The organism is Paenibacillus vietnamensis (assembly GCF_020169515.1).
GTDB lineage: Bacteria > Bacillota > Bacilli > Paenibacillales > Paenibacillaceae > Pristimantibacillus > Pristimantibacillus vietnamensis.
In genome coordinates this window covers 1-20,472 of record NZ_JAHMHW010000020.1, presented here as the reverse complement: position 1 = coordinate 20,472, position 20,472 = coordinate 1, and the positions used below count along the sequence as shown (strand labels likewise).

The window sequence follows — 20,472 nt, the reverse complement described above, 5'->3', positions numbered from 1 at the left end:
GCAACGGTTATGCGCTTTGCATATAATATAGATTATGGTTTCATATTCGCACTAAAGCGATGATGGAGAAGAGTAAGCAGTGCTTTCGCACAGGGAGAAGACGCCGCAGATTGAGAGCGTCTTTCGCGAAATCAGGCTGCCGAAGTTCGCTCCGGAGCAGACGCCTGAAACGACGCAGCGGCCGATCGCCATGCGCCGGTAGGGAGGGTCCGGTTCCCGCCGTTATGGGCTTAAGGGATTGCAATCCGCGGCATGGCTGCCGCAGCGGCCGCAAGTATGGCGGTAAGCTGCAGGCAGGGCCGGGAGCGTAATCCGAATTAGGGTGGTACCACGGTTCTTTCGTCCCTTGCGGGGAGAAAGGGCCTTTTTTTTGTTATGAAGATACGGAGGCGAAGAGGAATGAAGGAAAGATTGGAAGGGCTGCGCGTCGAGGCGCTTCAGGAGCTTCAGCAGGTGGACAGCCCGCAGCAGCTAAACGATTTGCGAGTGAAATATTTAGGCAAAAAAGGCGCGTTAACGGAAATTTTGCGCGGCATGGGCGGCCTAAGCGCCGAAGAGCGTCCGGTCATCGGCCAGGTGGCGAACGATGTCCGTGCGGCGATCGAGTCGGTGATCGACGAGAAGCAGAACGCGTTCCAGCAGGCCGAAACGAATAACCGGCTGCTCGCGGAGACGCTGGACGTTACGCTGCCGGGCAAGCAGCTGCCGACAGGAGCAGTGCATCCGCTTAATAAGGTGGCGCAGGAAATCGAGGATATTTTTATCGGCCTCGGCTACACGATTGCGGAAGGTCCCGAGGTCGAAGAAGATTACTACAATTTCGAAGCGCTCAACCTGCCGAAAAACCATCCGGCCCGCGATATGCAGGATTCCTTCTACGTGACGGACGAGATTCTGATGCGTACGCATACGTCGCCGGTGCAGGTGCGCACGATGAAGGCGATGAAGGGAAAAACGCCGGTTAAGGTCATTTGCCCGGGCAAAGTATACCGCCGCGACGACGACGACGCTACCCACTCGTTCCAGTTCAATCAGATCGAAGGTCTGGTCATCGGCAAAAACATCCGCATGAGCGACTTGAAGGGGACGCTGCTGCAGTTCGTGCAGCAAATGTTCGGGGCACAGGCGCAAATCCGTCTCCGTCCAAGCTTCTTCCCGTTCACGGAGCCGAGCGCGGAAGTGGACGTGACGTGCGTACAGTGCGGCGGCGGAGGCTGCCGGATGTGCAAGCATACGGGCTGGCTCGAAATTCTCGGCTGCGGCATGGTTCATCCGCGCGTGCTTGAAATGGGCGGCTACGATCCGGAGGAAGTGAGCGGCTTCGCGTTCGGCATGGGTGTCGAGCGGATCGCTTTGCTGAAATACGGCATCGACGACATCCGTCATTTCTATACGAACGATCTGCGGTTCCTGAACCAGTTTGCCAGAATGTAGCGACGAGAGAAGGGAAGAAAAACAATGAACGTATCCTATAAATGGTTAAGCCAATATATCGATTTGTCAGGCTATACAGGCCAGGAGCTTGCGGAAAAAATGACGAGGGGCGGCATCGAAATCGACGTCGTGGAATCCCGCAACAAAGGGGTAACCGGCGTTGTCGTCGGCTACGTCAAGTCCAAGGAGAAGCATCCCGATGCGGATAAGCTGAACGTGTGCAAGGTCGACGTCGGCACGGGCGAGGAGCTGCAGATTGTGTGCGGCGCCAAAAACGTCGATGCGGGCCAGCATGTGCCGGTTGCCGTCATCGGCGCGGTGCTGCCGGGCGATTTCAAAATCAAACGCGCGAAGCTGCGCGGCGTCGAGTCGCAGGGCATGATCTGTTCCGCGAAGGAGCTCGGCCTGAACGACAAGCTGCTGCCGAAGGAGCAGCAGGAGGGCATTCTTGTGCTGCCGGCAACGCTTAAAATCGGCACACCGATCACAGACGTGCTCGGCCTGGACGACGAGGTGCTGGAGCTGGATCTGACGCCGAACCGTTCGGACTGCCTCAGCATGCTGGGCGTAGCTTACGAGATCGGCGCTTTGACCGGACGCGAAGTGAAGCTTCCGGATCATACGGTCAATCATGCGGCTGTCCGCGCGGACGGCCTTGTAAAAGTAAGCATCAGCGCACCGGAGCAGTGCTCGCATTATTCGGCGCGTTATATTAAAGGAGTAAAGATCGGTCCTTCGCCGCTCTGGCTGCAAAACCGTCTGATCGCCGCCGGCGTGCGTCCGATTAACAACGTCGTTGACGTGACGAACTTCGTTATGCTCGAATACGGCCAGCCGCTGCATGCGTTCGACGCCGACCGCATCCCTGGCGGCCGCATTGACGTTCGTCTTGCCAAGCCGGGTGAAACGCTGGTGACGCTTGACGATCAGGAACGCAAGCTGGAGCCTCATATGCTCGTCATTACGAACGGCAGCGAGCCGATCGCGCTTGCAGGCGTTATGGGCGGAGCGAGCACGGAGGTGTCCGGCGAGACGGTTAACATTTTGCTGGAATCGGCTAAATTCGACGGCGGCACGGTGCGCAAAACGTCGCGCCAGCTGGGCTTGCGCTCGGAATCCAGCATCCGTTTCGAGAAGGAGGTCGATCCGGCGCGTGTGATCCCGGCGCTGGACCGCGCCGCATCGCTCATTGCCGAGCTCGCGGAGGGACTTGCGGCCGAAGGCATCGTCGAAGCTTCTACAGGCAGCGTGCAGCCGCTTAAGGTGGAAGTGTCCCTCGACAAAATTAACGGCTACCTCGGAACGGAGCTTTCCAAGCTGGAAGTCCAGACGATTTTCGGAAGATTGCATTTCGAATACGAATTGGCGGACAAAGGCGTATTCACGGTAAACGTGCCGACTCGCCGCGGAGATATTACGCGAGCAGTCGATTTGATCGAAGAGGTTGCCCGTCTGCACGGCTATGATGAAATTCCTACGACTTTGATCCATGGCGATGTCGTTCCGGGCTCGCTGACAAAGCCGCAGGCGATCCGCCGCGAGCTGCGCAAGCGGCTGAGCGACGCCGGCCTGAACGAGGTTGTCAGCTACTCGTTCACCGGACCTGCCAAGACGCAGCTGTTCCCTGCGCTTGCTAAGGATACGAAGCCGGTACGCCTGGCGATGCCGATGAGCGAGGACCGCAGCGTGCTGCGGACGACGCTGATCGCGCAGCTGCTCGAAACGGCCGCATACAACCGCAACCGGAAAAACGAGTCCGCGGCGCTGTTCGAAATTGGCAGCGTGTTCCATACGGATGAAGAGCAGCTGACCCGTTTGCCGCACGAGAAGCACCGCTTCGCGGCGCTCCTGACCGGCAACCGCTCGGAGGCACAGTGGAATACGAAGGCGGCAGCCGTTGATTTTTACGATGCGAAGGGGATTCTGGAGACGGTGTTTTCCGTGCTCGGATTAACGTCAATCGTTTCGTACGAGGCTGCTCAGCCGGAGCATTTCCACCCGGGCCGTACCGCGGCGGTGATGATCGATACGCCTAAAGGCCGCGAGGCGATCGGTTATGTCGGACAGCTTCATCCGGCGCTTCAGCTGGAGCTGGATCTGGCCGACACGTATGTCCTTGAAATCAGTCTGGAGCCGCTGTATGAACTTGCTACCTCCGACATCGAATACAAGGCGCTGCCGCGTTACCCTGCGATTCAGCGCGACATTGCAGTCGTCGTGGACCAAGAGGTCGCGGCGGCCAAGCTGACCGGCACGGCCTGGAGCATCGCAGGCGAATTGCTGGAGTCCGTGCGCGTGTTCGACGTGTACACGGGCGAGAAGCTTGGGGCCGGCAAGAAGAGCGTGGCGATCTCGCTCGTTTACCGTCATGCAGACCGTACGCTGACCGACGAAGAGGTAACGGAGCTTCACGGGAAGGTCGTTTCACAATTCGAGCAATCTTTTGCAGCAGAATTGCGTAAGTAGGCAGGAAACCTTAAAAGCCGCATCGAAATAGTTCCTTAGTGGGCTGCGATGCGGCTTTTTCGTATCATTTTTTGAAGAAATGATATGTTTTTTGCTCGTTTTGCGATGAAATATAAGTCATGCATTCATTCAATACTTATACATCTTTGTTTTTGAAGAAAAAACGCAGATATTTTGCTCAAAAAAGCAGGGATTTGGCGATGAGAGCGGAATTTAGATGCATGAAATAGTAATTACAATTTGCTCTATTGAAATGTTATGGGTAATTAGATTCGTTTTCCGAACTAATGGCCCTCTTGTCCATATGGCGGCTAGTAAGGCCGGGTTTCGTTTGAACGATGGAACATCGTGATGCGTAAGCCGGCTGGAGTCGTTAGCGGCGATAGCAGTCCTGCCCGCGCAATCTGCGCAGGCGGACGTGACGGAATTTCGGAGCCTCGGCAAGAGGCGTGTTGACGGACGATAGATGGAGTCAGCGTACGCTTGTACGCATCACTTGGACAATAGGAGGATTTGCCTGAATGGATGCTGAACAGAATACGGTCGTTACGGTTGATATATATGGCGTGCAATATAAGCTGAAAGGCCACAGCAACGTAGAGTATATGAAAAAAGTCGCAGGCGCGATCGACGAGAGTATGAAGAAGCTTGCAAAAGGCTATCCACGCCTCGACATGCCAAGGCTGGCGGTGCTTTCGGCCGTACAGATTACGGAAGAGGTGTTCCGTCTCCGCCGCGACAATACGCGCCTGCAGGAAGAGGAAGCAAGGCTGCAGCTGATCGAGAAGCAGCTGGAGCAGGTCGGCAGGCAGGCAAGCGCGTTCGAGAACGAGCTGAAGGAAGCGAGACGGCGTGCCGAGGAGGAGCTGCGGGCGGCGAAGGCGGCAGCGGAGCAGGAGCTTGCGGATATGCTGGCGCTTGCGGCAGAGCAGGCGGCAGCTCAGCAGGCTGCGGCTGCCGAGGCGATGAAGGTGCAGGAAGAGACGATTTTGCGGCTGACGCAGGAGAATATGGACCGTTTGTCAGCGCTTCGGAATAAGAAAGACGAGCAGCTTGCACAGCTCGCCAAGGAGAAGGACGAGCAGCTGGCCAAGCTGCGTGGTGAGAAGGAGGCGGAGCTGGCCGAGCTGCTGCAGGCTATGGAAGCTCAGCGCGAGGAGCTGATTCGCGAGAAGGATGAGCAGCTGGCGGAGCTGACCGGATTGAAGGAGGAAGAGCTTGCTGCGGTAAAGCTGGCCAAAGAGGCGGAGCTTGCGGAGCTGGCGCGAGTGAAGGGCGAGGAGCTTCAGGAGCTGGTTAGCGCGAAAGATGCCGAGCTTGCGGCGATAGATGCCAATCGTACGGCAGCTCTTGAAGCGGCTCGGACGGAGAAGGAAGCGGAGCTGGCGGAGCTTGCGGCCGGCTGGCAAACGAAGTGGGAGGAGCGCGAGCAGGCTTGGACGGCCAAGGCCGAAGCGGAGCGATTGGAGCAAGAGCGGCTCGGCGAGGAGCGGGAGCAGGCTTTAAAGGCTGAAGCTGCGGAAAAGGAGCAGGCCTTCCGGGCCGATCTGGAGCGCCGGAGAAACGGATGGCTGGAGGAACGCGGCCGACTGCAGGGGCAAATTGCCGAGCTGCAGCAAAGCTGGGCGTCGGACAAAGCGGAGCTGGAGCAGCGCATCGCTGCATCGGAAGAGCAGCTTTTGCTTGCTATGGAGCAGGAGGAAACTTATCGCACTACATATGCGCAGCTAGAGCAGCAGAGCCTGGAGCTGGAGCGGCAAATTGCCGAGCTGAACGGCCAATTGGCGTCAGCCGGCGGGCGGGTGGCCGAGCTGGAGGAAGCGGGCGGCCTTGCGGAGCTGCAAATCAATGAGCTGGAGCAGAAGCTGGCCGAGGAGCGCAGCCGGGTATCCGCAGCGGACCAGCGCGCTACGGAGCTTCAGGCGCGGGTGAAAGAGCTGCAGGATAAAGATCTTCAGCAGTCCGGAAAGCTGCTGCAGTACGAGGAGCTGCAACAGCAGCAGGAGGAGCAGCTGCTGCAGCTGCAGCTTGAGCAGGAGGAGGCCAAGCTGGCGTTCGAAGCGGAGCGCGAGCAATTCGGCGTCCGGCTTCGCGAGGAGCTGGAGAAGCAGCGGGAGCAATTCGAGGAAGCCGGCGAGCTGCAGCTGCAGTCCTTTGAGCAGGAGAAGGCCGAGCTGGTCCGTTCGCTGCAGGCCGAGCAGGAGGAACGGCTCCGCCTCGTTGAGTCGGAGAACGACGAGCTCTTTAAGCAATTGGCTGCGGAGAGCAATGAGAAATTGGACAACATGCTTGCCGAGCATGACGGCCGGATCAAGCAGCTTGCGGCCGCCCACGAGGAGCAGCTGCTTCGGGAAGCTGCAGCTGCCGAAGAGAAGCTGGCGGCGCAGGCGGCGGATTATGAAGGGCGGCTTGCGCAGGCGGATACACAGCGGGCACAGCTTTCCGCCGAATATGAAGAGCGGCTTAAGGTACAATCGGAGCAATTCGAGGAGCGCATGAAGTCGCAAGCGGAGCAATTTGAAGAAAAAATCCTGGAGCGGGAAGTGGAGTTCGAGGACAGGCTGGCGCAGGAAGCGGAGAAGCAAAAAGAGCTCGCCGCAGAGTACGAGGGAAGACTCGCGTTCCAGTCGGAGCAATCCGAAGAACGGCTTGCCGCTCAAAGGACGGATTATGAAGAGAGATTTGCTGCGCAGCAAGCGGAGTTTGAGGGAAGGCTTGCAGCTCAACAGGCGGAATTGGAAGAGCGGATTGCCGCTCTAACGACGGAATATCAAGTAAGTTTTGCGGCTCAAAAGACCGAATTCGAAGAAAAGCTTGCTGCTCAAAACGCTCAATCCGAAGAACGGCTGCTTGCTGAGGCCTTGGAATATGAGGAGAAGCTGCAGGCGGTAGCGGAGCGTCAGCAGCAGCTGGTTGCCGATTATGAAGAGCAGCTGCTGGGCGACTCGGAGCTGCATAAGCGGCAGGTTGCGCGTTATGAAGAGCAGCTTCAGGAAGCGGAGCAATTCAGGCGGCAGGCGGCTGAGCAGGAGGAACGGCTCCGGGACGAAGCGGAGCGGTACCGTCAGCAAGCGGCTAAGCTCGAAGAACAGCTGCAGGAAGAGTCGGAGCTGTTCAAGCTTCAGGCTGCCGAATACGAGGAATTGCGCGGACAGCTGGTTTCCGGCTACGAGGAGCAGCTTCGTCAGCAAGCGGAGCAGGGCCAAGAGCGGCTGGCATCGCTCGAGGTGCGGTATAACAATCGCCTTGCCGAAGCCGAAGAGCAGCGCGAGCAGCTGATATCCGGTTATGAGGATCGGCTTCGCCAGCAGGCTGAGCTTCGTGAGCGGCTGGAAGCGGAGCATAAGGAGCAGTATAACCAGCTTGCTGCGGAGTACGAGGAGCAAGCCGAACGCGAAACGGCGCAGCGCAATGACAGCATTCGCGAGCTGAAGGAGCAGCAGGAAGAGCAAATGATGCAGCTTGCCGTGAACCATGAAGAGCAGCTGCATCAGCAGCGCCACGATTATGAGGCGGAGCTCGGGAAGCTTCAAGCTCGGCTGGAGCAAATCGAGAGCATTGCGGCTTCCGCAGCTCAAAGCGAGCAAAGATACAAGTCTGAGCTGGAGCAGCTTCAGACGAGAGAGCTGGAGCTGATCGAGCAGCTGGAGCTGACCGCTGCCCGCGAGAGACTGGCGGTTCAGCAGCTTGAAGCGCTGGCGGCACGCGAAAGACTGGCCGCGCAGCAGCTTGAAGCGGCGGCTGCCCGCGAGCAGGAGCTGAGCGAGAGGCTGCAGCAGGAGCAGCTATATGCGGAGCAAATGGCTGCCGAAGCGAGCAGGCTCGGCCAGGAGAAGCAGGAGCGGGATGAGGCAGAAGCTGCGCTTCGGAAGCAGCTGGAATTCGCGAGGGGCGAGGCTGCAGCGGCATCTGAGCTTCAGGAGGAGCTTAGCGAGCATACTGCCAAGCTGGAGCGCGAACGCGACGAAGCGGCCCGCAGAGCCGAGCAATTGGCGCAGGAGCGGGACGCGGCGGCGGGCCTCGCGGAATCGCTCGTTTACGAGCGGGACGAAGCGTCGCGTTCGGCCGAGAAGCTGTACGAGGATCACAGGCAGCTGCTCGAGCAGCATCACAAGCTTAAAAATGAATATTCGAAGCTTCAAACCGAATACAATGAATGGATCGAGCTGATCGAGCAGAGCTAGAAGGCTGTCCATTAAGACAATACTGCATTTCATGAACCTAAGTCCGTACCGTTGCGCGATCTAATAGGCAACGGCCGATGACAGGTTATGGAATGCAGTTTTTTTATGAGCTGCCGCAGCACGGCTCTAATGCACATTTTGTTTCATATACACGCTCCTTCAAATTCCGAGAAGCCCTTCGGCCATCAGGTCGGCAGCGTCCGCTGTCGGCAGCCCTCTCGCATCCGCCGTTTGGAAGACGTCCGTCAGCGTGCCGCTGATTTTTTCCACGTTTTGCTGCGCTGTTGCAGCATCACCGCCATTCAGCTCTGCAGCCGTAACGATAATGCCGCCAGAGTTAATGACATAATCCGGTGCGTACAAAATGCCTCTATCGTGAAGCAGAGCGCCATGCCGGCTCTCCGTTAATTGATTGTTGGCCGCTCCCGCAACGATGCGGCAGTGCAGCCCGCTGATGCTGCGGTCATTCAAAATGCCGCCTAAAGCGCATGGGGATAATACGTCACAGGGCTCGGACATGATGGCGTCCGGGTGCTTCGGGATTGCCCCGAATTCGCTGACAACCTTTTGCACTCGTACAGGATCAACGTCCGCTACGATTAATTTGGCTCCTGCATAATACAGATAGCGGCAGAGCTGGTAACCGACCTTGCCTAAGCCCTGCACGGCGACGGTTCGACGCTCGGCCGATCCGCTGCCGAAAACGCGTTTGAGCGCTGTAAGGATGCCGAGAAAAACACCGTAAGCGGTCATGGTTGCGGTTAAATCGTTAACGGCCCCGAGCGATCCGGACGTATCCGTAACATATGGGGTTTGAAGGCGGATCCAGTCCATATCAGTGACGGAGGTGCCGAGATCCATGCCGGTAATGTAGCCTCCCTGCATTTTTTGGAGCTGTCGTCCCAGCGCCTGAAATAATGCCTCGCGCGGACCTTGACCCGGGTGGCTGAGAATGACGGCTTTGCCTCCGCCGTACGGAATGCCGGACATCGCCGATTTATAGGTCATGCCTTTGGCCAGTCGCAGGGCATCGTCTATCGCTTCTTCGTCGCTGCCGTACTGCCGCATCCGGCAGCCGCCGAGCGCGGGACCGAGCTTCGTGCTGTGGATGGCGATAATCGCTTTCAGTCCGACCGAGCTGTCCTGGAGGAAAATGAGCTGCTCATAGCTTTGTTTCCACATGTCCAAGTGAACTCCCCCTTCGAAGCGTGCATGCTGCGCTTCTTCTACAGTTTATTCACGGACGGCAGCATGGGCTACAAGGCGGAGGAGCTTATCGGAGTCAAATTAGAGCGCTTGATGGTATGAAACGGAAGTATGATCGCTATATTTGTGGTCTTTTGAGACAGCACTGTTTCTTTGGCTTAATTGGCTTAATAGAGTCAATGCGAGGCAGATCCGGTATTCAGTTTTTGAAGGCAGCGGTGTATGTGATGGCCATCTTTTGGACAAAAAAGACACTTAGACAGCATATTGTGAGATTTCCACATTTTAACGGTCATCTCATAGCTTTACAGTTATGTCTCTGAAGAAAACAAACTTTCTATCCGTCCTAAACGATACTCCTGACCGTTAGGCCTCCGACACTTGCTGCTTAGTCATTCTTAGCGACGTTTTTGACCGTTACCGGATAAACCAGTCGAGCCAGACAATCCAGCCGAGCCAGACAATCCAGACAATCCAGCCGAGCCAGATAAGTCTACAAGCCTATAAATTCGATATCGTTGTTTTTCGTCAATATTCTCCAATAAGTCCATGTCAACCAGCACCTGCAAAGTACGTCTTGTCTGTCTGTCAGATCGCTGCAGATGGGCGGCAAGCTCTCCCGTAGTAAAAGGCCGAAGAATTCGGCGTGCAAAACGCAGCGTTTCAGCTTCAGCCCAACCAAGCGCCAGAAGCGGAAATGAAACAAACTTGCCTACGAAGGAAAGCACAAGCTGTTTGCAAAGCCAGGGCTCTTCCTTAATCGACAAGTATGCTATAGGAAGAAACAACCAATCATCGAGTCCCAACAACGCTTGCTTCATGCACAGATCTTTAAACCTCGACACCCGATATCCCGGGCATGTGAACGGTATCCATGTATCTCCAGACAGCCTTTAGCCCCATAAGGCATATATGCAAGATCAATATAGCGATATTTATTGTTCAGGTCTCGTATTTCCCACTCCGGGTATAAGTGATCCAGGCTGCCTATCGTCGGGTACCATATTGTTCTCAGGAACTCAAGTGTCCCATGTCCTAAACCCTTCTTAAGAAGTTCAACTCTTCTCGGATTAGATTCTAAGGCTATTTGTTGAGCCATCCATTCCTCAATTTTCGTATCAATAAAGGCCATTATGATCTCCTTATCACATAAAATAAAAATGCCGCTTTGACCACGAAACCTTACGGTCTCATGGATCAAAGCGGCAAGTGCTTCAAGCCGAATGAAAAAATATAGTTGTAGTATACTGGATATTACTGGGGATCGCAATGCGTTTTTGTTCGGGCGTGCGCAGAAACATGCATCTGCGTAAATGGTGCAACTCAGATAAGGGAGGGGCCAAGTCGCTGTGCAGCTAGATACCCAGGTATGGTGAAATCCATTCGCAGAAGCGTATCTACGAGAGTAACTAGCGTTAGCATGGAGAGCATTATGCGCCATACCCGAGGGCGATCCCCGGGGCTTTGGTCGTCTTTATTAATGGACAAAAAAGACTCTTAGACAGCATATTCTGTGATTTCCACATTCTAACGGTCATCTCGACACTTTAAAGCCATGCCCCCAAAGAAAGCAAACCTACAGTCCGGGCTAAAAGACTCTCCTGTCCGTTAACCGCTGACACTTGCTGCTTAGTCGTTCTAGGCATCGCTTATGTCCGTTACCGATACAACCAGATAGCTTCAGCCATAGGAAACGTTCGCCCTGGTTGACTTATCCGCCGGGAGGCATGCAGGAAGATGATTAGTCATGCTAGGCATCGCTTATGTCCGTTACCCACGACATTAGTCCGTAGGTGACAGAATCTTATCGGTCAAGGAGGCGTTCTCTTCGGTCGGCCCGCTACCCGACAGCTTTAGCCATAGGATACAATCGTACCGGTCGGCCCGCCGCCCGGCAGGCATGCCAGACGGATCAGGTCCGGCGTAACGATGGCCGGATCCTTGCCTGTCGCATGCATTTCCGTGCGCAGGGTGCCGGGATTATATAAATTAACGAGAATACCGTGCTCGTATTCTTCATCCGCCAATGTGCGAGTCAGGGATTCAAGTCCTGCCTTGGCTGCACTATAAGCGGCGTATCCTCCTGCCCCGTTCCAGGACAATCCGGAAGTAATATTAATGATTCGCCCGTATCTGGCCTGGCGCATGGCGGGCAATACCGCTTTGGTCAGCAGGAACGGGCCGGTCAGATTAACGGAAATTTGGTGCTGCCACTCGTCGGTCGATAATTCGAGCACAGTTCCGGGCTCGAAAATGGCGGCATTGTTGAGCAGAATGTCAATGCGTCCGAAATGTTTGACTGCGGCGCCAATCGATTCCTGTACCTGGCTCTCTTCGGCTACGTCGGTCTGCAGGATAAGCGCATCCTTGCCCGTTCGTTTGTTGATGAGCAGCGCAGTTTCCTCAAGCTTTTCTTTACGCCTTCCGAGCAGCACGACTTCCGCGCCTTCCGAAGCGAAAGAAATCGAAGCGGCCCTGCCAAGACCAGTTCCGGCTCCGCTAATAACGGCAATCCGATTGTTTAACGCTCCCATCACCGATTCCCCCATTCAAGATTCGTATTGTGAATATCTTATCAGAGGCGGCGCGGGAGGGAAAGAGGATATTCATTAGTCTTTTTTAGTGGCGTTGTAAGGAATTTTTATATTGAGATTTTGTGAAATTAACCTTTTCGAGCATTCGGTTATGGACATCTTCCCTATAAAAAAAGTGCAGCAGATAAACTGACCGGTGCTGAATGTCAGTTATCTGCTGCACTTTTTACGGCTATTCGACGATCAGCTTGGCCGCCATCGTCCGGTGGCCGCCGCCGCATGGCACGTTGCAGATCATTTCGTATTCGCCCGGCTTGCTGATGCTGACGGCTACCGTTTTGCCGTTTGCGATAGCATAGTCGGTATTTTTGATTTGCACGCCGTGTATCCCGTCGATGGAGTCAAGCTTCACGTTGACGGTTTCGCCTGCTTTGATTTTGTATTCCGCCTGATTGAACTTCCAGTTGGATGCCGTGATGACGAGCTCGGAGCCGGCAGCGCCGCCTGTCTGTACCGCTTCTTTATCACCCGTATTGCCGCTGTCCGCCGAATTTGCGCCGCATGCCGCAAGAACGATAACAAGGCACAAGACGCTTGCAAAAAATAGCCATTTTTTCATCTTAAATGCTGCCCCTTTCCATAACCAAACCATGTTTTTTATTTTGCTACCTTATTGTAACCCATCTTTTCCCGGAATGCAGTGACAGGCTGATGACAAACCTATGAAAAACCTGTGAAGGCAAGCGTAAACGGCTTTCGCTACGCACGAGCCGTTAGCTGCATCTTTGAGCAGCTCGGTTCTGTGCCGTCTTCAGGCGGTAAAAGCTCGTTTCATTTCACGGACGGAAGCCCGCACCTTCCCGCGTAACGCAAGCAGCCCTTGGCCGCCGCTAAGGGCAGTCAAGGGCTGCGGCTTCAAAACGGTTAATCGCGATTTCGTCTGCCGGCTTCATAAGGCGTGCTGACCGGGATGAACAGGTCAATCAGCCCGATGACAAGAGCGGCAAGAATGGCCCCGAGCAAGGTGACGTCAACGCCGCCGACGATAAACTGAGCGATCCAGATAACGGCTGCGCTGGCCAGAAAGCCGACGATGCCGCGTCCGAACGGCGTAACTCTTTTGCCGAAAATGCCTTCAATAATCCAACCGAGAGCGGCGATGACAAGAGCGAGGAACAACGCGCTCCAGAAGCCACCGACGCTGAATTGAGGAACGATAAACCCGACTAGCATAAGCACTAGCGCGGCAACGATAAAGCGGACAACATGACCTAAAAACGTCATACTTTAAACCCTCCTTAACGGTAACTTTCCAGAAGCATTGCAAAAGTGAAATTGTAAGGCGGTCCATTCGTTTATATTGTGGCCAACTGCGCATCATTTATGTATGTTATCCAAACTAATGCCCGTGCATCGCGGACGCGGTTCGGCTATAATAGGAAGGCGAGAGGAGTGTTAATTGTTGGACGCGAAAATTTTAACGACACTTGAATATCCGAAAATCATATATAGATTGTCCCATCACGCCTCCACGGCTATAGGTAAAGAGGCCTGCGAAGCGCTTCACCCGGTATCCGATTTGGAAGCGGTTAAAGACATGCTGCAAATGACCGATGAAGCATACGCAGCCGACCGGCTGAAGGGCAGCGCCCCGTTCGGCGGTATCGTCGATATCAAGGCGCCGCTGCACCGCGCGCGCATAGGCGGCACGCTGAACCCGGCGGAGCTTCTCGACATCGCGTTAACGGCGCGCGGCGGCCGCAGGGTGAAAAAGCACGTCGCCGTTCTGCACGAGGATCATCATCCGATACCGAAGCTGCAGTTTACAGCGGATCAAATCAGCGAGCACAAGCCGCTCGAGGATGCCATCTTCGATTGCATCGACGAGCAGGCGGAAGTGATGGACAGCGCCAGTCCGGAGCTTGCTTCGATCCGGCGGGAGCTTCGCAGCGGCGAGGGCCGGATCCGGGAGAAGCTGGAGCAGATGATCCGTTCCGCTTCCGTTCAGAAAATGCTGCAGGACGCCATCATTACGCTGCGGGGCGACCGTTACGTTATTCCGGTGAAGCAGGAATACCGTTCGCATTTCGGCGGCATCGTGCATGACCAGTCCGGCTCCGGCGCCACGCTGTTCATCGAGCCGGAGGCCATCGTGGCCATGAATAACAAGCTGAGGGAACTAAAGGCGGGCGAGCTGAGGGAAATTGAGAAAATTTTGCAAAAGCTGACCGCGCTGGCCTCCGATTACGTGGAGGACTTGCTGATCAATCAGGATTTGCTCGGCCAAATCGATTTTGCCTATGCGAAAGCGCGGCTGGCCCACGAGATGAAAGCGTCGCTTCCGCGCATGAACGACCGCGGCTTCCTGAAGCTGAAGCGCGGCCGCCATCCGCTCATCGCGGCGGATAAAGTCGTGCCGATCGACGTGGAGCTGGGCAACAACTATACGGCCATTATCGTCACGGGCCCGAATACGGGGGGCAAAACCGTTTCCCTCAAAACGATCGGCCTGCTCAGCCTGATGGCGATGTCCGGATTGTTCGTGCCTGCGGAGGACGGCAGCCAGCTTTGCGTCTTCGATGCGATTTATGCCGATATCGGCGACGAGCAAAGCATCGAGCAAAGCTTGAGCACCTTCTCCAGCCATCTGAAGAACATTATCCGCATCCTCGGCTGCATGACGTCGAAGAGCCTTGTCCTGCTCGACGAGCTGGGCGCAGGAACGGATCCGGCAGAGGGCTCGGCGCTTGCGATCGCTATTTTGGAGCATGTACACGCGATGGATTGCCGCATTGTTGCGACGACTCATTACAGCGAGCTGAAGGCTTACGCCTACAACCGCAAAGGCGTCATCAATGCGAGCATGGAGTTTGACGTTGCGACTCTTAGTCCGACCTACCGCCTGCTCGTCGGCGTTCCCGGCCGAAGCAACGCGTTTGCAATCGCGGAGCGTCTCGGCCTGCAGCGGTCGATTATCGAGCATGCTCGCGGCGAGGTGAGCGAGGAAGACCAGCGCGTGGAGAATATGATCGCCTCGCTGGAGGAAAATCGTCTTGGCGCCGAGACGGAGCGGCAGACGGCGGAATCGCTGCGCAGGGAACTGGAGGAGCAGCGGGCGCGCTACGAAGCCGAGCGCCGGCGGTTCGAGGAGCAGAAGGAGAAGCTTCTGCACAAAGCGCAGGAAGAGGCGCGCGAAGCCGTGGCGAAGGCGAAGCGCGAGGCGGAGCAAATCATTGCCGATCTGCGCCAGCTTGCAAAGGAAGAGGGGGCTTCCGTCAAGGAGCATAAGCTGATCGAAGCCCGCCGCCGGCTGGAGGAAGCGGCTCCCGAGCTTCAGAAGGAGCGCCGCGGAACGGCAAAGGCCAAGGGCAAGGCGGCTAAGGTGGAAGCCGGAGACGAAGTCATGGTATACAGCTTGAACCAGAAAGGAACGGTCGTCGAAATTCACGGTACGGACGCTACGGTTCAGCTCGGCATACTGAAGATGAAAGTCGCGCTGGACGATATGGAGCTGCTGAAATCGACGGCTGCGGTCAAGACGCAGCAGCCGAAGCAGTCGGCCAGCCTGAAGCGGTCGCGCGACGAGAACGTGAAGATGGAGCTTGATTTGCGCGGCGAAAATTTGGAGGAAGCCATTATGGAAGTGGATCGCTTCCTGGACGAAGCCTTTCTTTCGGGGCTCGGGCAGGTCTCGATCATTCACGGCAAGGGCACAGGGGTGCTGCGTGCCGGCATTCAGCAGTATTTGCGGAAGCACAGCCATGTAAAGAGCTTCAGGCTCGGCAATTACGGGGAAGGCGGCGTCGGCGTGACGGTTGCGGAGCTGAAATAATGCACCGCGGCCGCAGGCTGCCGCATGAATGATCATCATGCTTGACGGTGGAGGTTAATGTGTAATGGACAATGAAGTCGATAAGCTTCTTAGCAATCCATATGCCGCCCTGCTCGTGCACGTGTCGGTAACGGTGTTATCCCTCATCGTGTTTTTATCCATTTTCGAGCTGGTTACCAAGTACAAATGCTGGAGCGAAATCAAGAAGGGCAACGTAGCCGTGGCGATGGCGACGGGCGGGAAAATTTTCGGGATATGCAATATATTCCGCTTCTCGATCGAAGCCAACGAATCGGTATACCAGAGCTTGATCTGGGGGGCGTTCGGATTCGTGATTTTGATGGCCGCTTATTTTTTATTCGAATTTTTAACGCCTGTATTTCGCATTGACGAGGAAATCGCCAAAGATAACCGGGCCGTCGGGCTTATTGCGATGCTGATTCCCGTGTCGCTTTCTTATGTAATCGGAGCGACCGTCATGGTCTGATGGGAGGAAGACCCTTGAAATATTTGTGGAAGGTTCTTGCCGTAATTTCGGTATTGTTTTTTGTGTTCGGTATCGTTTATATCATAAATAATTAGAGAGGAAGTAATGCGATGGAACAGCAAACCGTTTGTCCATGGTGCATGACCGAGATCGTGTGGGACGAGGAGATCGGACCGGAGAAGCATTGTCCGCACTGCGAAAACGAGCTTAGCTCTTACCGTACGATCGAGCTTGGCTACGATGAAGACGAGGTGGAGGAGGACGAATACCAGCGGGCTAAAGAACTGCTCAAATCGCGGGACGAGTCGCGGGTTTCCCGTCAAGCCGGCCGTGATGAAGAGTGGTCAGGAGAGGAAGATGACGAACAGGACGATGACGGGGACGAGCATGCCCATGGCTGGTACGATCAGGGCGACGGCGTCAGAACCGCGAATACATCGAGGTTCGCCGTCGAAGCGAGCATGCAGCGAATTCTGGACGATCAGGATGAGGTGCCGGAATGTCCTTCCTGCAGGGAATATATGCTTGAAGCCGGAACGCAGGTTATGGATAACAGCCGTTTTGCGCCAAGAGTCGCCCCAAGCCTCGGACGGACGATTATCGATACGCCTTTCGAGCTGATTTTGTACATATGCCCTTCCTGCTTCCAAACCTCGACGGCGCTGGCCGGAAAGGACCGCGAAAGCATGCTTGCCAAGCTGATGCCTGCAGAGTAGCCCGCGGCTGGCAAAAATGGACGGGCATGGCTTGCCGCCGTTAAGGGAACCTTACAAAACGTAATTCTAACCGCTTAATACAGATGGATGCGGGTGGCCGCTCCGATCTGAAGCAGACGGGAGGAGAATCGTTTTGGGCAAAGCTTTAGGCGGTCAATGCGCGCTGTTATTGGTCGTACAGGCGCTGTACGGAGTGGCGAATGCGTTATCAGGCACCTTTGTGCCGGTTTATTTGTGGAAGGCCAGCCAGTCATATACGCTGATCGGGTGGTTCACCTTCGGCCAGTATCTCATGAGCGGACTCACGTTTTATGTGGCAGGCAAATGGGTGAAAGAGCATGACAAAATGATCAGCCTGCGCATCGGCATTATTTTATCGGGCGTCTTCTACTGCTCGGTGCTGCTGCTCGGACAGCAGGCGAAATCGTATGGCGTCCCTTTGGGCATTTTGCACGGAATGGCGCAGGGCTTTTTTTGGCTCGCATATAACGTCGTGTACTTCGAGGTGACAGGCCCCGACAACAGGGACCGCTTTAACGGCTGGGCAGGACTGCTCGGCTCGACCTGCGGGATTATCGCCCCGTGGGTATCCGGTTTGCTGATCACGACGATGCACGGAGAAAAAGGGTACCGGTTGATCTTCACGCTTTCGCTTGTGATCTTCTCGATCAGCGTCATCTTAAGCTTCTGGCTCAAAAAACGCCGGGTGCAAGGAAGGTATAACTGGAAGCACGGTTTCCAGCAGCTAATGACGAAGGGAAATCCATGGAGGCGGATGCTGCCTGCCATCATGGCTCAAGGGGTGCGCGAGGGCGTATTTATGTTTCTCGTCGGACTTACCGTCTACATTGCCACGAAGAACGAAAGCAAGCTGGGTACTTACTCCCTGATTACATCCCTTGTCGCTCTGGTCAGCTTCTGGCTTGTCGGCAAGTTTCTTAAGAAAAACAACAGGAAAGCCGTCATGCTGATCGGGGCCGTTATGATTGCCGTCGTTATTTTGCCGCTTTTCTGGGAGGTTTCGTATACGACGCTGCTTATGCTGGGGATCGGCACTTCGCTGTTTATGCCGATGTACATCATTCCGATGACCTCCAGGGTGTTCGACCTGATCGGGCAATCGGAGGAGAGCGCGCGGGAGCGGGAGGAGTTTATCGTACTTCGGGAAGCGGGGCTCGTGCTCGGAAGACTTATCGGGTTATCCTCGTATTTGATCGTACTTCCGTACAATCATTCGCCGCTTGCCATCACATGGCTGCTGTTTGCCGTCGGGGCGGTGCCGATCGCGGGCTGGTGGTTCATCAAGCCTTTTCTGGAGCGGCAGCAAGTCCAGCAGCAGGGCTGACTCCAGGAAGAAAAGAAGAAGGGGGAACAGCCATTGGCTAAGGTTGCAACGAATATTACGCAGCTGATCGGCGGTACGCCTGCCGTCAAGCTGTCCAGGCTCGCAGAAGCGGGAAGCGCGGAAATATGCGTCAAGCTCGAGCGCTTTAATCCGAGCGGCAGCGTCAAGGACAGGGCCGCGTTCTCGCTAATTCACGAAGCCGAGAATGCGGGCCTGATCCGGCCGGGCGATACGATCATCGAGCCGACCAGCGGCAATACGGGCATCGGTCTCGCGATGAATGCCGCCGCCAAAGGCTATAAGATGATTCTGGTTATGCCGGACAATATGACGGCGGAGCGGATCAAGCTGCTTCAGGCCTATGGCGCCGAAGTTGTCCTGACGCCGGCCGCCGAGCGGATGCCCGGAGCAATCCGCAAGGCGCGCGAGCTTCAGGCAGGCCTGCCGGGAAGCTTCATCCCGAATCAGTTCGAAAATCCGGCCAATCCGGATATCCACCGGACGACGACCGCTCTTGAAATTATGGAGCAGACGGAAGGCAGGCTCGATGCGTTCGTAGCCACCGCCGGTACCGGAGGTACGATCACCGGCACCGGAGAGGTGCTGAAGAAGCTGCTGCCTCATCTTCATATCGCAGTGGTGGAGCCGAAGGGCTCCCCGGTGCTGTCCGGCGGGCAGCCGGGGCCGCATAAGCTGGTCGGAACAAGCCCGGGCTTCGTGCCGGCCATCCTGAATACATCCATTTACGATGAAATCATTCAAGTGTCCGACGAAGACGCTTTAACGACGATGCGGAAGCTGGCTGCCGCCGAAGGACTGCTGCTCGGTCCTTCGTCCGGCGCTTCCGTGTGGGCGGCCATGCAGGTGGCGAGGCGGCTGGGCTCCGGGAAGCGAGTACTCTGCATTGCGCCGGATACGGGAGAGCGTTATTTGAGCATGGGCATTTTCTAATTCCAATCTCGTAATGCCTGCTTCAAAATCTGACGCCGCTCCAATATATAATCCTGAATAAATTCGGGCTCCGAGAGAAACGTATCGAAGCTTGCCTTGCGCGTATAATCATTCCGGATAGCCGGCGACAGCCGCTCGTGCATGCTCCGGATAACGGGCTCGAGCCTATCCACGGTAAAGGCGGATTGGAGCAGCCGCTTCAAGATCGCCTTATACCTTCTCCTGCAAGACGGAAATGCAAACAGCTTACTTGTCAGCTTGTTATAGCCCTGCAAACGGACCAGATCGCTCCCGCAAGGCTTCCCGTAGCAGTTCCTTCCCCACGTTCCCTCGTAATCCCAAGGGATAATCCTGTATTTCCCCGTTTTCTGAAATTCGTAAATCGCGTAATTCTGATCGAATCCGTCATAATTTCCCGTAAGTACGGCGCCGGCCAGCCATAGCAAATATTGAGGGATGTCAAGCCTGCGCACGGTAAAGGCGCCAAGGCTCTTGCCCGACATCCGGTTCAAATTGCGTATGAAGGACACGAGCTTCCCCTTTGTGCTCCGCCCGCCGTGCATGATTTCGTAACCGTCGAACAACGAAGACTTAGCCTTTCTCGTGTCCGGATCAATGAGACTGAAATCGGCGCTGTCGTTCACGGCATAAATGAGCGAACGGAAGCCGATCTTTCTTTTTGCAAAAAACAAGCGGTCGACCGACTCGATCTCTAAGTAAACGCCTTGCGGCACGTCATTGATCATCAGCCAGAAATGATTCGTTTCCGGAGAAGGCAGCCCGATGTCATTCAGAAAATGGAACGAAAGCGCATTGCGCATCATCGACGGGTCGTCGTACTCGGCATTCCAGTGCAGGGTGACTCCGTTCTCCAGTCTGACCTCGTACGATTTCTTCGAATAATTGCGCGTATGGCCGCCCCGCAGTCCAAACGTCCCTTTGTAGGATTGTCCCTCACGCGTCAGCTCCACCGGCTTGAACGCTTTCCCCCATGCATTGCTTCGAATTTCCTCCAGATCGGCATCGTCGATCCGAATCGAACGAACAGGCAGCAATTCAGCAGCCATCTTATCATCTCCCGAGGCAAAAGATAAAGCCTACCGTTAGACAGTAGGCTTTTTATCTTATTTACCGTATTCAGCAAATGCCCGGATGGTCACCGATTTATCGGATGAGACGTTCTTAGAAACCAAACGGAAAAATGATCTGGAAAGGGGAGGCCGCCTCGTCGGGGCTCACGGCTTGAACGGCCGGCGCGTTGCCGCCGGACTTTCTACCGCCGGATTGATTGCCTGGAGACTGGTTGCCGCCGGACTT

General features: G+C 55.6%; 14 protein-coding genes and 1 pseudogene. 9 read left to right on the top strand and 6 right to left on the bottom strand.

The window, feature by feature from the left end; genetic code table 11:
* Positions 1 to 79: 79 nt before the first annotated feature.
* The 4 genes from KP806_RS27700 to zapA all read left to right on the top strand — a co-directional run bounded on the left by KP806_RS27700 (position 80) and on the right by zapA (position 8,084).
* Positions 80 to 202 carry a hypothetical protein gene (locus KP806_RS27700; RefSeq protein WP_263575858.1) on the top strand — a complete coding sequence of 41 codons (123 nt, stop codon included), beginning with the start codon at positions 80 to 82 and terminating at the stop codon, positions 200 to 202.
* Between the two features lie 197 nt (positions 203 to 399).
* Entirely contained in the window at positions 400 to 1,434 is a 1,035-nt protein-coding gene (gene pheS, locus KP806_RS23720) for a phenylalanine--tRNA ligase subunit alpha (protein WP_224726237.1), read from the top strand.
* Between the two features lie 24 nt (positions 1,435 to 1,458).
* On the top strand, positions 1,459 to 3,900 hold the full coding sequence (pheT, locus tag KP806_RS23715; protein WP_224726236.1) for a phenylalanine--tRNA ligase subunit beta: 2,442 nt from the start codon (positions 1,459 to 1,461) through the stop codon (positions 3,898 to 3,900).
* A gap of 521 nt (positions 3,901 to 4,421) precedes the next feature.
* Entirely contained in the window at positions 4,422 to 8,084 is a 3,663-nt protein-coding gene (gene zapA / locus KP806_RS23710) for a cell division protein ZapA (protein WP_224726235.1), read from the top strand.
* 159 nt (positions 8,085 to 8,243) lie between these two features.
* Here the strand turns inward: zapA and KP806_RS23705 are convergent, their stop codons facing one another.
* From KP806_RS23705 to KP806_RS23685, 5 genes and pseudogenes are all read right to left on the bottom strand, one after another.
* Complete coding sequence (locus tag KP806_RS23705; RefSeq protein ID WP_224726299.1) at positions 8,244 to 9,266, bottom strand: Leu/Phe/Val dehydrogenase; 1,023 nt, start codon at positions 9,264 to 9,266, stop codon at positions 8,244 to 8,246.
* Positions 9,267 to 9,688: 422 nt separating this feature from the next.
* Positions 9,689 to 10,422, bottom strand: a pseudogene (locus KP806_RS23700) (transcriptional regulator).
* 721 nt (positions 10,423 to 11,143) lie between these two features.
* Complete coding sequence (locus KP806_RS23695) at positions 11,144 to 11,824, bottom strand: SDR family NAD(P)-dependent oxidoreductase (RefSeq protein WP_224726234.1); 681 nt, start codon at positions 11,822 to 11,824, stop codon at positions 11,144 to 11,146.
* Positions 11,825 to 12,056: 232 nt separating this feature from the next.
* A complete protein-coding gene (locus KP806_RS23690) occupies positions 12,057 to 12,443 on the bottom strand; it encodes a cupredoxin domain-containing protein (RefSeq protein WP_224726233.1) in 387 nt (128 codons plus the stop codon).
* Between the two features lie 305 nt (positions 12,444 to 12,748).
* Positions 12,749 to 13,108 carry a phage holin family protein gene (locus KP806_RS23685; protein ID WP_224726232.1) on the bottom strand — a complete coding sequence of 120 codons (360 nt, stop codon included), beginning with the start codon at positions 13,106 to 13,108 and terminating at the stop codon, positions 12,749 to 12,751.
* Between the two features lie 178 nt (positions 13,109 to 13,286).
* Between KP806_RS23685 and KP806_RS23680 the strand changes: the two genes are divergently transcribed.
* From KP806_RS23680 to cysK, 5 genes are all read left to right on the top strand, one after another.
* Positions 13,287 to 15,656: an endonuclease MutS2 gene (locus tag KP806_RS23680; protein WP_224726231.1), complete on the top strand. Its 2,370-nt coding sequence runs from the start codon at positions 13,287 to 13,289 to the stop codon at positions 15,654 to 15,656.
* 64 nt (positions 15,657 to 15,720) lie between these two features.
* Positions 15,721 to 16,143 (top strand): DUF350 domain-containing protein, encoded by a 423-nt coding sequence (locus KP806_RS23675; protein ID WP_224726230.1) that lies wholly within the window; start codon positions 15,721 to 15,723, stop codon positions 16,141 to 16,143.
* Between the two features lie 110 nt (positions 16,144 to 16,253).
* Positions 16,254 to 16,859, top strand: a complete 606-nt coding sequence (locus KP806_RS23670; RefSeq protein ID WP_224726229.1) for a hypothetical protein — start codon at positions 16,254 to 16,256, stop codon at positions 16,857 to 16,859.
* A gap of 133 nt (positions 16,860 to 16,992) precedes the next feature.
* Complete coding sequence (locus tag KP806_RS23665; RefSeq protein ID WP_224726228.1) at positions 16,993 to 18,204, top strand: MFS transporter; 1,212 nt, start codon at positions 16,993 to 16,995, stop codon at positions 18,202 to 18,204.
* Positions 18,205 to 18,237: 33 nt separating this feature from the next.
* Positions 18,238 to 19,155 carry a cysteine synthase A gene (gene cysK, locus KP806_RS23660; RefSeq protein ID WP_224726227.1) on the top strand — a complete coding sequence of 306 codons (918 nt, stop codon included), beginning with the start codon at positions 18,238 to 18,240 and terminating at the stop codon, positions 19,153 to 19,155.
* Here the strand turns inward: cysK and KP806_RS23655 are convergent.
* Complete coding sequence (locus tag KP806_RS23655) at positions 19,152 to 20,222, bottom strand: CotH kinase family protein (protein ID WP_224726226.1); 1,071 nt, start codon at positions 20,220 to 20,222, stop codon at positions 19,152 to 19,154. The two genes, cysK and KP806_RS23655, sit on opposite strands and share 4 nt — an antisense overlap.
* Positions 20,223 to 20,472 lie beyond the last annotated feature (250 nt).

Bases quoted from the DNA above. Each gene is read 5' to 3' on its own strand.
- KP806_RS23670 (WP_224726229.1), top strand. From the start codon at position 16,254: ATGGAACAGCAAACCGTTTGTCCATGGTGCATGACCGAGATCGTGTGG.
- pheS (WP_224726237.1), top strand. From the start codon at position 400: ATGAAGGAAAGATTGGAAGGGCTGCGCGTCGAGGCGCTTCAGGAGCTT.
- KP806_RS23685 (WP_224726232.1), bottom strand. From the start codon at position 13,108: ATGACGTTTTTAGGTCATGTTGTCCGCTTTATCGTTGCCGCGCTAGTG.
- zapA (WP_224726235.1), top strand. From the start codon at position 4,422: ATGGATGCTGAACAGAATACGGTCGTTACGGTTGATATATATGGCGTG.
- KP806_RS23655 (WP_224726226.1), bottom strand. From the start codon at position 20,222: ATGGCTGCTGAATTGCTGCCTGTTCGTTCGATTCGGATCGACGATGCC.
- KP806_RS23705 (WP_224726299.1), bottom strand. From the start codon at position 9,266: ATGTGGAAACAAAGCTATGAGCAGCTCATTTTCCTCCAGGACAGCTCG.
- pheT (WP_224726236.1), top strand. From the start codon at position 1,459: ATGAACGTATCCTATAAATGGTTAAGCCAATATATCGATTTGTCAGGC.
- KP806_RS23675 (WP_224726230.1), top strand. From the start codon at position 15,721: ATGGACAATGAAGTCGATAAGCTTCTTAGCAATCCATATGCCGCCCTG.
- KP806_RS23690 (WP_224726233.1), bottom strand. From the start codon at position 12,443: ATGAAAAAATGGCTATTTTTTGCAAGCGTCTTGTGCCTTGTTATCGTT.
- KP806_RS23695 (WP_224726234.1), bottom strand. From the start codon at position 11,824: ATGGGAGCGTTAAACAATCGGATTGCCGTTATTAGCGGAGCCGGAACT.